The sequence below is a fragment of the Anabaena sp. 90 genome (assembly GCF_000312705.1).
Lineage (GTDB): Bacteria > Cyanobacteriota > Cyanobacteriia > Cyanobacteriales > Nostocaceae > Dolichospermum > Dolichospermum lemmermannii.
Window position 1 is genome coordinate 3,718,158 of sequence record NC_019427.1, and the last position, 15,283, is coordinate 3,733,440.

Annotated in this window: 11 protein-coding genes; 7 read left to right on the forward strand and 4 right to left on the reverse strand. The window is 38.3% G+C overall.

What is annotated here, in order from left to right; all coding sequences use genetic code 11:
* Position 1: 1 nt before the first annotated feature.
* The 4 genes from ANA_RS16115 (at position 2) to ANA_RS16130 (ending at position 7,652) form a co-directional block, all read left to right on the forward strand.
* The gene (locus tag ANA_RS16115) at positions 2–3,304 is read left to right on the forward strand and encodes a PfaB family protein (protein ID WP_015081100.1); all 3,303 of its coding nucleotides are present in this window, start codon (positions 2–4) and stop codon (positions 3,302–3,304) included.
* Between the two features lie 178 nt (positions 3,305–3,482).
* Positions 3,483–5,150, forward strand: a complete 1,668-nt coding sequence (locus tag ANA_RS16120) for a PfaD family polyunsaturated fatty acid/polyketide biosynthesis protein (RefSeq protein WP_015081101.1) — start codon at positions 3,483–3,485, stop codon at positions 5,148–5,150.
* A 3-nt stretch (positions 5,151–5,153) separates the two neighbouring features.
* On the forward strand, positions 5,154–6,668 hold the full coding sequence (locus ANA_RS16125) for a thioester reductase domain-containing protein (protein ID WP_015081102.1): 1,515 nt from the start codon (positions 5,154–5,156) through the stop codon (positions 6,666–6,668).
* Positions 6,669–6,860: 192 nt separating this feature from the next.
* Positions 6,861–7,652, forward strand: a complete 792-nt coding sequence (locus ANA_RS16130) for an SDR family NAD(P)-dependent oxidoreductase (RefSeq protein WP_015081103.1) — start codon at positions 6,861–6,863, stop codon at positions 7,650–7,652.
* A 23-nt stretch (positions 7,653–7,675) separates the two neighbouring features.
* Here the strand turns inward: ANA_RS16130 and ANA_RS16135 are convergent, their stop codons facing one another.
* The 3 genes from ANA_RS16135 to ANA_RS16145 all read right to left on the reverse strand — a co-directional run bounded on the left by ANA_RS16135 (position 7,676) and on the right by ANA_RS16145 (position 9,642).
* On the reverse strand, positions 7,676–8,515 hold the full coding sequence (locus ANA_RS16135; RefSeq protein WP_015081104.1) for a DNA-formamidopyrimidine glycosylase: 840 nt from the start codon (positions 8,513–8,515) through the stop codon (positions 7,676–7,678).
* 116 nt (positions 8,516–8,631) lie between these two features.
* Positions 8,632–8,847: a photosystem I reaction center subunit IV gene (locus ANA_RS16140; RefSeq protein WP_015081105.1), complete on the reverse strand. Its 216-nt coding sequence runs from the start codon at positions 8,845–8,847 to the stop codon at positions 8,632–8,634.
* Positions 8,848–9,060: 213 nt separating this feature from the next.
* Positions 9,061–9,642, reverse strand: a complete 582-nt coding sequence (locus ANA_RS16145; protein WP_015081106.1) for a PAP/fibrillin family protein — start codon at positions 9,640–9,642, stop codon at positions 9,061–9,063.
* Between the two features lie 246 nt (positions 9,643–9,888).
* Here ANA_RS16145 and ANA_RS16150 point away from each other — a divergent pair, with 246 nt between their 5' ends.
* Entirely contained in the window at positions 9,889–10,128 is a 240-nt protein-coding gene (locus ANA_RS16150) for a DUF3134 domain-containing protein (RefSeq protein ID WP_015081107.1), read from the forward strand.
* Positions 10,129–10,325: 197 nt separating this feature from the next.
* The gene (mraY, locus tag ANA_RS16155) at positions 10,326–11,426 is read left to right on the forward strand and encodes a phospho-N-acetylmuramoyl-pentapeptide-transferase (protein ID WP_015081108.1); all 1,101 of its coding nucleotides are present in this window, start codon (positions 10,326–10,328) and stop codon (positions 11,424–11,426) included.
* Between the two features lie 483 nt (positions 11,427–11,909).
* Here mraY and ANA_RS16160 read toward each other — a convergent pair whose 3' ends face one another.
* Positions 11,910–13,526, reverse strand: coding sequence for a serine/threonine-protein kinase (locus ANA_RS16160; RefSeq protein WP_235081869.1), 1,617 nt, complete (start codon positions 13,524–13,526; stop codon positions 11,910–11,912).
* Between the two features lie 265 nt (positions 13,527–13,791).
* Here ANA_RS16160 and ANA_RS16165 point away from each other — a divergent pair, with 265 nt between their 5' ends.
* Complete coding sequence (locus ANA_RS16165) at positions 13,792–14,334, forward strand: COP23 domain-containing protein (RefSeq protein ID WP_015081110.1); 543 nt, start codon at positions 13,792–13,794, stop codon at positions 14,332–14,334.
* Positions 14,335–15,283: the final 949 nt, after the last annotated feature.

The window sequence follows — 15,283 nt, forward strand, 5'->3', positions numbered from 1 at the left end:
AATGAATATTCAGCAACATAAGACTGCAAAAATGGCAATTGTGGGCATGGATGCCTTTTTTGGTGAATGTCAAGAATTAGATGCCTTTGAGAGCAGCATTTATGATGGAAAACAGCATTTTATTCCTCTACCAGAATCAAGATGGCATGGTATTAATGAACAAGAAACTTTACTGCGCGAGTATGGTTTAGAAGCAGGAAAAGTCCCCCAAGGAGCATATATTGATAATTTTGAAGTTGATACTTTAGCTTACAAAATTCCTCCTAATGAAGTTGAAAAAATCAACTCTCAACAACTTTTATTATTAAGAGTTGCTGACCGCGCCCTCAAAGATGCCGGACTTTCACCTAATAGTAATGTAGCGGTAATTATCGCCGCAGATGCAGAATTATCTGTACATCAACTCCAACAAAGATGGAATTCATCTTGGCAAATAAAAGATGGTTTGAATGGGGCAGAAATTGCCTTATCACCAGAAAAAATCAATCAACTAGAAGGCATTGTTCAAGATAGTATTCACAATCAAGTTGAATTGAGTGAATATCTGAGTTACGTTACCAATATTATGGCTAGTCGGATTTCCTCTTTATGGAATTTTTCTGGTCCATCTTTTACCATTAGTGCCGTCGAAACAGCCGCTTTTAAAGCCCTAGAACTAGCGCAAATGCTGCTAGATACTAATGAAGTAGATGCTGTAGTTGTGGGTGCTGTTGACTTAGCAGGAGGGGTAGAAAATGTCTTATTGCGAAGTCAATTTGGCACAATTAATACAGGAGTCAATACTTTAAGTTTTGACGAAAAAGCCAATGGTTGGAATGTGGGAGAAGGTGCAGGTGCAGTTGTTCTTAAACGTCATGATACGGCGTTAGCAAATAACCAACGTATCTATGCAGTAATTGATGGTATTAGCATTGGTCAATCTCCCTCAATGGCTGTAGATAGCCATACCATTAGCCAAGTATGTCAACAAGCTTTTCAACAAGCCGGAATTGAACCCACAAAAGTCAATTATTTGGAAGTCTGCGCTAGTGGTATTCCCGCAGAAGACGAAGCCGAAATTAGCGGTATCCTTCAAGCTTATCCTGCCGTTGGTGATGGTTTACACTGCGCTATAGGTAGCGTTAAAGCAAATATTGGTCATACCTTCGTTGCATCTGGAATTGCCAGTTTAATAAAAACTGCACTGAGTATTTATCACAGATATATTCCCGGAACTCCCAATTGGTCTGGTGTCAAAACACCGCAAGTATGGGAAGGTAGTCCTTTCTATGTTGCAACTGAGTCCAGACCTTGGTTTTTGCAAAAAGAGGTCAAATCTCGAATTTCCGCGATTAATAGTATTGGTTGTGACGGTTCTTTTGCCCATATCATCTTATCAGAAGAAACCGCACAACCAGAACGTACCAGCACATATTTAGAATCAAGACCTTTGCATTTATTACCCATTGCAGCAGATGATCAATCTAGCTTATTAGCAGCGTTGGATCATTTGCAAGCAACAATTGAAAATGCTGATTCTCTCAAAAATATTGCTAGTCAAACCTTTGTTAAATTTCAACAAAACTCTGAAAGCAAATATACACTTTCCCTAACTGGACGCAACCAAAAAGAATTAATTAAAGAAATTAATTCTGCCAAAAAAGGTGTAATTAATGCCTTTGCAAATGGCAAAGATTGGCAGACTCCCATAGGTAGTTATTTCACCCCCAAACCTCTGGGTAAAAATGGAGAAATTGCCTTTGTTTATCCCGCTGCTGTTAATACTTATTTAGGAATTGGTCGGAGTCTTTTCCGTTTATTTCCTAAAGTCTTAGATGATGTCATTATCAAAAGTCTTGACGAACGAGCAGCAGATGTGGAAAAATTGGTATTTCCGAGAAGTTTGAGTAAATTATCAACTCGACAATTAGAAACACTAGAAAAGAAATTGCTGGATGATTCCTTAGCAATGTTTGAAGCAGAAGTGCTTTTTACCAGATTAATCTCCACAATTATCACCGAGGATTTTAACATTAAACCTAAATATGTCTTAGGATATAGTTTAGGTGAAACTAGCATGATGGTTGCTCAAGGAGTATGGAGCAATTTTTATGAAGTTAGTCATACCTTTAATTCATCAGCTTTATTTGGAGATAGATTATCTGGTTCCAAAAACGCTGTCCGTGAGTATTGGGGACTACCAAAAACTGACACAAATCCAGAGAATAAGTTATGGGCTAACTACGTTCTTATGGCTACTCCAGCCCAAGTTAGAGAATGTTTAAAAAATGAAACCCGTGTTTACCTAACACAGATTAATACCCCAGAAGAAGTATTAATTGCTGGAGAACCAGCAGCTTGTGAGCGAGTAATTAAAACCCTGGGTTGTAATTCTTTTCCTGCTCCTTTTGATCATGTGATTCATTGTCAAGCAATGCAATCAGAATCTCAAGAACTAGAAACCTTATACACATTACCAGCACAAAAAATCCCCGGAATCAAGTTTTACTCCGCTGCTGAATATCAATCAATTGAAATTGAAAGCAACCAAATTGCTCACAATATTGCCACAGGATTATGTCAACAACTCGACTTTCCCCGCTTAGTTAATCGCGTCTATGGTGACGGAGCAAAAATCTTTATTGAAGCCGGTGCAGGTGGTATTTGTTCACGCTGGATAGATAAAAATCTGGGTAATCAAGAACATCTTACCGTATCCCTAAATAGACGGGGTACAGATGACCATAGTTCCCTAATTAAAGCATTAGCAAAACTATTGAGTCATCAAGTAAACTTAAATCTCGCTCCTTTATATAACCTATCTTCAGAAAACACCCAACAGAAAAAAGCTGCACTGAGGAAAGTTACATTAGGTGGTAATTCCATGACTTCTGCAATTTTGAATGCAGAAAATCGCCAAATATTTGCTAATAACCAAAAGCAAACAATTTCTACTCATCAAGAGTATAAAATCATCAATTCCCTACAGACATCGGAGAAAATAGCACCCACAGAAATTTACCCCAAACCACAGAAAAATACCATGAAAACGATCATGGAGAACGGTTTGGAATTGTCAAAGAAACTAAAATTCTTTGAGTCAACAAAAATCATTAAGCAAAACATAAATCAAGAATCTAGTGGAAAAATTAGCATGAATGATTTAAAAATTGCTCAGTATCAAAACCTGAGTAACAACACCGCCAAATTAACTAAAACACACACAAGTTTCTTAGCAGCTAGACAAGATTTTAGTCAACAAATGAGCGAAATCATTCAATTGCAACTAGCTTGCGCTCAAAACCTACTCAACGAAGAAAAATAACCAAAAATCGGCGTTGCTAAATTGACGTGAAAAATATGGCTACACCATGCAAAATCTCAAACTTTGCGCCTTAGCTCCTTTGCGTCTTTGCGCGAAACATATTCATATATTTGATCAGCAACGCCAATTTTTTTACTTCATTTCAAATACCCTGCTTATAAATTGAGGAATAACTACCGTGACAACAATCGAGACGGTACTAAATAAACATGATAATGGACTGGGTTTTTTTACCTGTAATCATCAAAACCAAATTTGGAAAGGTTCATTAGATTGTGTTAGCTTTGAAAAAAGTGCCATCAAAGATAAACTATTAAGATCAGATAAACCCTGCTATATTATTAAAATATCCGGGAAAATTGGTGCTACTAATGATGGTTATTTAGCACCTGCTGATCATAGTTCATCTGGACAAGCAGAACTTTTAATCTCACTCCCTACCCTACGATTACAACAACTTGGCGACCCTAGTTTTCTCGCTGCTTATGGTGTAAAATACGCCTATATGACCGGAGCAATGGCTGGGGGTATTGCTTCCGAAGAAATGGTAATTGCTCTGGGAAAAGAGAAGATTTTAAGTTCCTTTGGTGCAGGTGGTTTACTTCCAGAACGGTTAGAAAGTGCGATTAATACTATTCAACAAGCATTACCTCATGGACCCTACGCTTTCAATTTAATTCACAGTCCTAATGAACCAGCTATTGAACGTCGGGCTGTAGATTTATATTTGAAATATGGTGTCAGAATTGTAGAAGCATCAGCATTTTTAGACTTAACTGCTAACATCGTTTATTATCGAGTTGCTGGGTTAAGATTAAATGCAGCTAATCAAATTGATATCAGAAATAAAGTCATTGCTAAAGTTTCCCGTCGGGAAGTAGCAACTAAATTTTTGCAACCAGCACCAGAAAGAATTCTCAAAGAATTACTTGAACAAGGACTAATTACAGAACTGCAAGCTAATTTGGCAAGACAAGTGCCAATGGCTGATGATATTACCGTTGAGGCTGATTCTGGTGGTCATACAGATAATCGTCCTTTAGTATGTTTATTACCTTCAATTATTGCCCTCAGAGATGAAATTCAAGCCCAATATAATTACTCAGTTCCTATTAGAATTGGCGTGGCTGGAGGCATTGGTACACCAGAAGCAGCTTTAGCTGGTTTTATGATGGGTGCTGCTTATATAATGACGGGTTCAATTAATCAATCTTGTGTGGAATCTGGTGCTTGTGAACATACTAAAAAATTATTAGCACAAGCCGAAATGGCAGATATGACAATGGCTCCCGCAGCCGATATGTTTGAAATGGGAGTCAAATTACAAGTTCTTAAACGGGGGACAATGTTTCCCATGCGAGCGCAAAAATTGTATGAATTATATCGCACTTACGACTCTATTGAACAGATTCCTCAAGCAGAAAAAGATAAGCTAGAAAAACAAATTTTCCGTAAAAGTCTTGCGGAAGTTTGGGAAGGTGCAGCGGCTTATTTATCCCAAAAGAATCCTGAAAAATTGGGTAAAGCTGTTAATAATCCTAAGTTGAAAATGGCTGTAATCTTTCGCTGGTATTTAGGGTTATCTTCCCGCTGGTCTAGCACTGGTGAAAAAGGTCGGGAAGTTGATTATCAAATATGGTGTGGACCAGCTATGGGTGGCTTTAATGACTGGGTGCGTGGCTCTTATTTGTCAGAACCTAATCAGCGTCATGTTGTTGATGTTGCTGACCAAATTATGAAGGGGACAGCATTTTTATATCGTAGTCACAGTTTAAAAATGCAGGGTTTACAAATGCCTGCTTATTACAGTCAATATCAACCAATTCCTTCTACATTGGAGAAGTAAAAAATGAATTTAAAACAGTCTTATAATGCTGAAAGTATTCGAGCATTTCTAGTTTCTCATCTTGCGGAAGTTGTCGGAGTCGAAACCGCAGAAATTGACGTTGACGAAAACTTAGAAAATTATGGTTTGGATTCTGCTCAAGCCATGATGATCATTAGTAAATTAGAAGAATTACTAGGATTTAAGCCCTCTCCTATTTTACTTTGGCATTATCCTAACATTGCTGCCCTTTCTCAGCGATTAGCAGACGAATCAAGTGATGATTCTCAAGTAAAAGATGCAGGGTCTGGGACAAATTCTCCTGTTAATTTTGCTCCTCCTCTGCTAGATTTGGGTGCGGAAGCTGTTCTAGACCCCACTATTCAACCCGTAGGTACTGCTGTTTCTGTTACTAACCCTAAAAATATCTTTTTAACCGGAGGAACAGGTTATTTAGGCGCTTTCATGATCAAGGAATTACTAGAAGTATCGGACGCAACTCTTTATTGCTTAGTCCGTGCTAGTAATTTGGAAGAAGGTAAAAGCAAATTAGAAAACAATTTGCAACAATATGGCATTTGGCAAGATCATTATAGTGGCAGAATTATTCCTATAATTGGTGATTTAGCACAGCCACATTTGGGGATTAGTGCAGAACAATTTGAAAATCTAGCTGCTAACATTGATACTATTTATCATAGTGCCGCTTTACTGAATTATGTTTATCCTTACTCAGCATTAAAAACAGCGAATGTTTTGGGTACACAGGAAGTTTTGCGGTTAGCTTGTCAAACTAAAGTTAAGCCATTGCATTATGTTTCTAGTGTGGCTGTTTTTGAATCAACGGCTTATGCTGGTAAGTTAGTTAAAGAAGATGATGATTTTCATGACTGGGAAGGTATTTTCCTCGGTTATTCCCAAACTAAATGGGTAGCAGAAAAATTAGTAAAAATTGCTGGTAGTCGAGGATTACCTATTACTATTCATAGACCTCCTTTAATTTCTGGAGATAGTCAAACTGGAATTTGTAATACCCATGATTTCATCAATTTGATGATTAAAGGTTGTCTGCAAATGGGGTCTTTCCCTGATGTAGATTATATGTTGGATATGTCTCCTGTTGATTATGTCAGCAAATCTGTTGTTTATCTTTCTCGACAAGAAACATCTGTAGGTAAGGCTTTCCATTTACAACATCCTCAACCTGCTTCTTTAAAATCTTTAGTTGATTGGGTACGTTCTTTCGGATTCTCACTGAAGATGATTCCCTACGAAGAATGGCAAGCAGAATTAATTAATAATGTCACTTCTCAAGACAATCCTTTATATACTTTGCGGCCATTTTTACTAGAACGTTGGTCAGATGAACAAATCACTATTCCTGATTTGTATTTACAAGCGAGAAGACCAATTATTAGTTGTGAAGAAACTCTAGAAGCACTCAAAGGCAGTTCTATTGTTTGTCCACCTATTGATTCTCAATTGTTGATGACTTACACATCTTATTTAGTACAGACTGGTTTCCTAAGTCTTGCCTAATATCAATTTTCCATGAGGCTGCATATAATTATGAAATCCATTATTTTATCCGTATTTATCCGCGTTAATCTGCGTTTATCTGCGGTCAATTATTCTGGAAATCTTAATTATAAGCAGCTTAATTTTTATTTAGTATAATGGTGTTGGTAAGATTTATCCGTGCCAATTCCAGCTAATTCACTTTTTTGTAAAATGAACATAAAATGCCAGGGAACAGTTTTAATTACGGGTTCAGCTAATGGTATTGGTTATCAGTTAGCCCGGATTTTTGCTCATAATAATTATAATCTTGTATTAGTAGATAGAGTAGGAGAAAAACTCACAAAAATAGCTGTTGATTTTGCAGAAGAATTTGGAATTTCTGTTAAAACTATTATCAAAGATTTATCTATATCTACATCTCCTCAAGAAATTTTCTCGGAATTACAAGAAGCTGGTATTAAAGTTGATATCCTGGTAAATAATGCCGGATTTGGTACTTATGGGTTATTTAATGAAACTAATCTTAATACTGAACTAGAAATGCTGCAAGTAAATCTAGTTTGTCTGACCCATTTAACAAAATTATTTCTCAAAGACATGGTTAAACAAGGTTATGGGAAAATATTAAATGTTTCTTCTGCCGCTGCTTTTCAACCAGGTCCATTAATGGCAGTTTATTTTGCCACCAAAGCCTATATTTTATCATTCTCCGAAGCGATCGCTAATGAATTAGAAGGTACAGGTGTCACCGTCACAGTTCTTTGTCCAGGTTCAACAGCATCTGCTTTTCATGAAAGAACCGGCATGGCAGATTCTAAAATGCTCAAGGGTAAAAATATGATGGATGCGGCAACTGTAGCTCAGATGGGATATGATGCTTTAATGAAGGGGAAAATCATTATTATTCCTGGTTTTATCAACAAACTGATGTCAAAATGTGTGCGGTTTATTCCTAGGAAAATGGTGACGAAAATTGTGAGAAGTATGCAGGAAGACAAGTAATTTAGTTTTCAATGCTAACCTACTTAACTTTGACATTGGGAACAAAAATGACTAGAACGCCCACCTAACTTAATTCGCTGGATCACGTTACCACAAACCTTACAAGGTTCGCCAGTGCGATTATAAACCCACGCTTCACCGCCATAATTACCGTTAACGCCTTTAACACTCAAGAAATTACTAAAAGTTGTCCCACCTACCGCAATACTCGCTGATAAAACTTGAATAATTGCAGTTCGCAAAAGTTCGATTTTTGGAAGTTGCAATTCTGTACAAAGAGTTGTTGGTAAAATCCCACTTTTAAACAAAGCTTCATCTGCATAAATATTACCTAATCCTGCCACCATTGACTGATCTAATAATCCAGTTTTAATGGGACGACGGGATTTTTTTAATTTATCGGCTAAATACTCTACAGTGAACTCTGGGGAAAAGGGGTCAACTGCCAATTTCGCCAAACCTGTCATAATACTTTCTACAGCTACATCATCAGGAACATACCACATTTGCCCGAAGGTGCGCTGGTCAACAAAGCGTAATTCTTGCCTTTCCCCAAAAAATAACCTGACTCTGGTGTGTTTGTGTAAAGGTTGATCTGGGGTTAACCAAAGTAACTGACCGGTCATGCGGAGGTGAACTCCTAAATAACTGGGGGAAGGGGAGGAAAGTTCAGCGAGGAGATATTTACCACGACGATGCCAGGTAGCAATGGTATTGCCTTTAATTTTATTAATAAATTCATCAACAGAAACTGGGTAGGCGATGGTGCGTTGTAGCAACACATCTCCTCCCGTGATTTCTTGACTCAGGGTTAATTGATTTAAACCCCGACGGACTGTTTCAACTTCAGGCAGTTCAGGCATTCAAGCAAATAATATTTTTAGGGGCAGGTATGGTCAACGAGAGGAAATGGGCAAGATTTTCACCTTGACATCTCCTCCTATTATCCCATTAAACAATCCCCTTGATGCTTGGCTGTTTATTTTGCTGCGGCTTTGGGTTTAGGTGCTTCGACCTCAATTAACTCATCTACAGCAAAGTTGTTGGTATTGAGATCAGAATAGTTAACTTTCTCAAAGCGAACAATTACAGGGTATTTGATGGCGGTTTTGTCAACAGAAACCACTGTACCAAGATCCTGAAACCAGTAGGACTCAGGGCGGAGAATACGTACTTTAGAACCACGTTGAACCATGATGGATCTTCCCTTTTGAAGTATGAATGCCGTTAAAGTAGGGCTGATTGTTCTCACTCTACATCCTGAAGGTGTTGGCTTGTGGTTTTGTTAAGTTATTTGTCAAATTGGTGAATTTTCATGGGGAATAAGTTGTTAATCTTCTTAATTTACCCCTTGACAAAGTACCTATAATAGATTAACCTCATTCCCAAGTACCCCTTGCAAAATGTCTTATGTCTTACTTAATACAAAAACACTACCTTCGTTCCCCCTGCCAATCCGGAGATCATCATCTATATAAGTAATATCTAACCAACCTTGTTGTTCACTTTGAATGGGAAAATCAAAAGCTGTAAATTTTTGCCCCGATTCAATTTGTTGGATGAAGTTTCCTGGTGTTGTATAGCCAATTAGGCTTTGTAACCCGATGATAGAACGTTGGAATTTTACTTGTACACGCCGTTCTGAGACTGGTTCAAATTTAGCAACAACGCTAACTAATCCTGCAAATAAAGGAATGCCATAAATCTCAGCTATATTATAAATACTGTTGGTTTCTTTGCGAATACATTGGTAAATTTGACCAAGTTTACATAAGGGTAAACGATCTATGTTTAATAGAGCTTTGCTTGTGGTGTATAGTAGTCGCCAGTTGCCTTCTAGTAAATTACTAGCTGCTAATGGCCGTGGTGTAGGATTAAAATCTTCTAAGTTAGCGATCGCTGCTAGAATAGCTTGTTGTTGTGGCTGACTTGCTAATAAACCGCGATTAGTGCCAACAATTAGATCAATAAGAGTTGATTTGCCTATCATTACCCAATGCCTCAAGAGAGTTTACATGATTAAATAGCATTAATAAAATATTAATGTTCTTTGTCTATAACCAGACAATTCATGAATAATGCCTTTTTGACTACCGTTCGGTAATTAAATGAAAATTTTCTTTGATTCGGATTCAGCAGTTAAAGACCTGTATGAAGGAATAAATTAACTCGTATCAAGTCAGTATGATAGACTCTTAGTGTCTAGTTATATAAACCCTCGTGTGTGATTGTTAATATGTTAGATTCTCCCCTCCGTGAAGCCCCCCGAAACCAGCGAGCATCAGTTATTCCCTTAAAACAAGAGTCCTCTATGTTGGACTGGTTGCGGCTGAGTGGCAGACTGATAGCCCGTGATATCCATGACACCGACTCGCGGGAAGATGTAGAAGTAATATCCGATTTTCTGGGCGTGGACGACGGAATTGGTGATACTGACTATGATGATGACGATGATGTAATTGCTGAGGAGGACTAGTACCGCAGGGCGGAAGTCAAAAGTCAAAAGTCAAAAGTCAAAACTAATATACAGTAGGCTTTTTGGCGATTGAATATGGTTGCTTTATTTACGCCGTGATGTACTAGTACCGCAGGATCTTGTGAACTAGTAACCAAAACCGGGTTGGATTATTTTGTTGAGGTTTTTTAAAGTGTGGAGTGAAGGGACTTTTTTTTGTGGACGCTAAATTATCTCCTAATCAAAGTTTGAATTTTTCGGGAATTGGGTTAGCCTCCTTGCTGGCCTTGCTACTCAGTACGACAGCCTTGATTTCAGATTGGATGGGAAATAGAACCCCATGGGCTACTACTTCCCTCACCCTACCTCTTTTATTATCTGCTGTGGGTGTGGCGATTTTGGGACAGTGGGTAATCCCTCTGCTACAAACGCTCAAAACCGGGCAAATCATCCGGGAGGATGGACCCCAGGCACATCTCAAAAAGGCGGGAACACCAACTATGGGGGGTATATTTTTTATCCCTGTAGCGGTGATAATTGCTTGTATATTATCCGATTTTTCAGAAAATGTGCTGGCAGTTTCGGCTTTAACACTCAGCTACGGCTTAATTGGCTGGATAGACGACTGGCAAATTTTGCGTCGGAAGTCTAACAAAGGAATTTCTCCAAAGATGAAGTTGGCTTTGCAAGTTATCTTTGGGGCGGTATTTTGTGCGTGGTTGGTATTTAAGGGTGATTTTAGTATAACTAATATCCATGTACCTTGGGTGGGTTTATCCTTACCTTTAGGACTGTTGTTCTGGCCTGTAGCCGGATTTGTCCTAGTTGCCCAGAGCAATGCTACTAATTTAACAGATGGGATTGATGGTTTGGCGGCGGGAACAGTAGCGATCGCTATTTTCGCATTAGGTGTGATCATTGCGCCAACTTCTCCCGACTTGATGGTTTTCTGTGCTGCTGTCAGCGGTAGCTGCTTGGGCTTTTTAGCCTACAATCGCAACCCGGCTAGTGTTTTCATGGGTGACACGGGTTCTTTAGCCCTGGGTGGCGCTTTAGCTGCGGTTGCACTGTTAACTAATACTTTAGTAGCACTGTTTATCCTGAGTGGTATCTTCTTTGTCGAAACTCTCTCTGTGATGGCACAAGTTGGTTATTATAAAGCTACAAAAGGACCAGATGGCAAAGGTAAGCGATTATTTAAAATGGCTCCTTTACATCATCATTTAGAATTAACTGGTTGGTCAGAATTGCAAGTAGTGGCTGTGTTTTATATGATCGCCACTTTTCTAGCTTCCGTTTGTATTATGTCCATAAAATAATCAGTTTTGTTTTAATCATCAGATTTTTCACAAATAAAAATTCACAACCTCCAAATTTGGGGGTTGTTTTTGTTTTGAGATTGGGGGTTCTGTCCAGAACGTAAATTACCCCAATTCCCAATACTCAAATTGTCATTTACACCCTTGAATTTGGAGTTTAAGTAAGAGGTTATTTGAAAACTTTTTCCTGTGGGATCTGATCCCCCTAAATCCCCCTTGAAAAGGGGGACTTTGAGGAATTTAGCCCCCCTTTGTAAGGGGGGTTGGGGGGATCTCGATTAATTCTGATACTTTTCAAACATCCTCTTAGAGGGTGTTTGAAAAGTTATGGTTGATGTATCAAATATTTTTTACCCCACCCTAACCCTCCCCTTGTAAAGGGGAGGGAACTGGATTTTTATTGTTTCCCCCCAAAGCATAGGGGAAAGGGGGGTAGCAATGTGATGAAAATTACGGAATACCACTTTTCAAACATCCTCTTAATTACCAGATTGGATTTGTGGATTTTTCAGATGTGGATTTTTCCAGTCTAAAGGATTTAATTATGGTGTCTTCCACAGTTTTCGCAAACTCTGGATAGGATTTATCTTCAGCGCGATAGGTGAGAATATAGGCTTTTTTACCATTAACAATCCATACTTGCATTTCTTGGAAATTTACCTTGTGGATATTATCTCTGCTTTCATAAACTACTTGATAACCTTGTGTTTCACCAAGTTGTATTTGTCCAGATTTGATAATTTTCGCATTTTGTCCTAATGCTTCAATTTGTCCGATAGAAAACTTAGTATAATCTTCCAAAGACTCCGACTGAAATAACTCATCTATAGTGATAAAAAATTCTGGAGTTAGAGAAGATGAAATCGTATTTTTCGGGATAATTCGCGTTAATTTATCTGTTACTGGTGTTTCTTGCCAATTTTTAGGATATTTAAATTTAACTCCAGCTTTTGCATATTCTACTACTTTAATTGGTGGTTGCAAATAACTATTAATACCCATCACACCAATAGTTATTAAAGTTATTAAAAAAGCCGATTTTATGAGTAAAAATTTTAAATTGTGAGATGGTTTATTGATGGGCTTTGTATTATTATTATTATTGACTGAATGATCTGGTTGTGTGGTTATTTGAGATTCATTTACAGCCGTCATAACTTCTGCTGCTGATTGAAACCGGTGTCTAGGGTTAATCTTGAGCATTTTATCTAAAATATTAGCTAGAGAAGGGCTAATAATTATACTAGCTTGTTGTCGCCAATTTCGGTAATTATTGTCAAGGTAATCAACAGGAGTTGTACCTGTGAGTAACTCCAGACAAGTAACAGCTAAACTATATAAATCACTAGACGGATAAATTTCTCCTATTCTTCCTTCTTCAGGTCTTTGTTCAGGAGAAGCGTACACTTTTGTAAAAATAGGTACAGATTTTTTTATATTTGTTTCACCAGAAACAACTTGTTTAACCGCGCCAAAATCAATTAAAAATAGTTTTTGTGTTGCTGTTTCTCTAACAATATTACTGGGTTTAATATCTCGATGGATAGAATTTTGGTCATGAATAAATTGTAAAATCGGTAAAATTTGCTTTAAAAAATCTAAAATATCTGTTTCGGAAAAACGAACTTTTCTTCTGAGTTCCTGAGACAGATCTTCACCTTGGATATATTGTTGTACTGAATATTTAAACTCAAGTTCTTCTTGTTGACCAAAAGCGGGAGCGGTCAGGGAAAAATAATCATATAATGTGGGAATATTCCCGTTATTGTCACCTAAAAATTCTAAAACCTGAGCTTCTCGATCAAAAGCTGCTTTGATTGCTTCAACAATTTTGTCAGCAATTTCCGGGTTGTCATTAATATTCAATCGTTTGATTACACATTGACGCTGATTCACAGAATCTAAATCAATAGCTTGAAAAGTAGCACCAAATCCTCCTTTTCCCAGAGGTTTGATAGTTTGATAATGTCCTTTTCTCCCCTTTAATATTAGGGGCATTCCACAAGCTTGACAGAATATTTCCGAGGTAGTATTAGAATCTGGAGAGTCGGGAAAACGGTTTTCTGGACTAGGGCAGTGCGGTCTGGTACAATAGTACATGATAGATAAAATAGTACATGATATAGTTACAGTGTTGATCCATTAACCAAAAACAGGTATTTATATAAGTCTGTTCACTTCACCTATTAAACAGGATTGTATCATAAAGTTAACTTCTGGGTAAACGCCTTAATCTTTGATAAGAATTAGTATATAATCAGTTAGGGGCGTGCATATTCTTACGCCAAGTATAAAGTTTAGATAACATAAATCTAGTTAAATACTACCATAATCACCAAAGTTCAGTAATCAAAGGTCAAGCATTATGCAACTACCAGCATTAACTAGTGTCTTAGCATTCACCGCATTGACAGTTACCCTTAGTGTTAACCCTGGTTTGAGTCAAGAGATTCCCAAGCAAGAAGTTAGTTTTGCTTGTCGTTCAATTTCTTACAAAAGTAATACGGAAAGAGTTCCCACTACCATGGCCTTCGTTCCCGACAAAAAACCTGAGCCTTATGTACCCATTATTGCTTGGAAATCTGACTCTTTTCCCCGTAGCGAATGGACTCCTAAAAAACGCTGTGAACAAGTAAGTAAAAAATTCCAGCAATTTCACCAACAAGGCCGATTAGATTATTTAACTACCGGTAAGTTGAATGGTTTGGGAGTTATCTGTGCGGCTAAACCTGGTGAATGCAATAAAAACAATATTTTATTTAGTGTCAGGCCAGGTGTAAATCCCACTACAGTTTTAGCCGAACTTAATGACATCAGAGAAGGTAGAACTTCAGACCTAACTTGGCAAAATTCAGGTGAAAATACTTACTTGAATCTGGGTGAATATCTCAAAAAAATCTCTAAATAACAAAATACCCCACCCTAACCCTCCCCTTATAAAGGCTACGGTGTACACACATCTCTAGACAGGATGCTAAACGTGATCCGATCCCCCTAAATCCCCCTTAAAAAGGGGGACTTTGAAGAATTTAGCCCCCCTTATAACGGTGTACACACATCTCTAGACAGGATGCTAAACGTGATCCGATCCCCCTAAATCCCCCTTAAAAAGTGGGACTTTGAAGAATTTAGCCCCCCTTATAAAGGCTACGGTGTACACACATCTCTAGACAGGATGCTAAACGTGATCCGATCCCCCTAAATCCCCCTTAGAAAGGGGGACTTTGAAGAATTTAGCCCCCCTTATAAAGGCTACGGTGTACACACATCTCTAGACAGGATGCTAAACGTGATCCGATCCCCCTAAATCCCCCCTTAAAAAGGGGGACTTTGAAGAATTTAGCCCCCCTTGTAAAGGCTACGGTGTACACACATCTCTAGACAGGATGCTAAACGTGATCCGATCCCCCTAAATCCCCCTTAAAAAGTGGGACTTTGAAGAATTTAGCCCCCCTTATAAAGGCTACGGTGTACACACATCTCTAGACAGGATGCTAAACGTGATCCGATCCCCCTAAATCCCCCTTAAAAAGTGGGACTTTGAAGAATTTAGCCCCCCTTATAAAGGCTACGGTGTACACACATCTCTAGACAGGATGCTAAACGTGATCCGATCCCCCTAAATCCCCCTTAAAAAGTGGGACTTTGAAGAATTTAGCCCCCCTTATAAAGGCTACGGTGTACACACATCTCTAGACAGGATGCTAAACGTGATCCGATCCCCCTAAATCCCCCTTAGAAAGGGGGACTTTGAAGAATTTAGCCCCCCTTATAAAGGCTACGGTGTACACACATCTCTAGACAGGATGCTAAACGTGATCCGATCCCCCTAAATCCCCCTTAGAAAGGGGGACTTT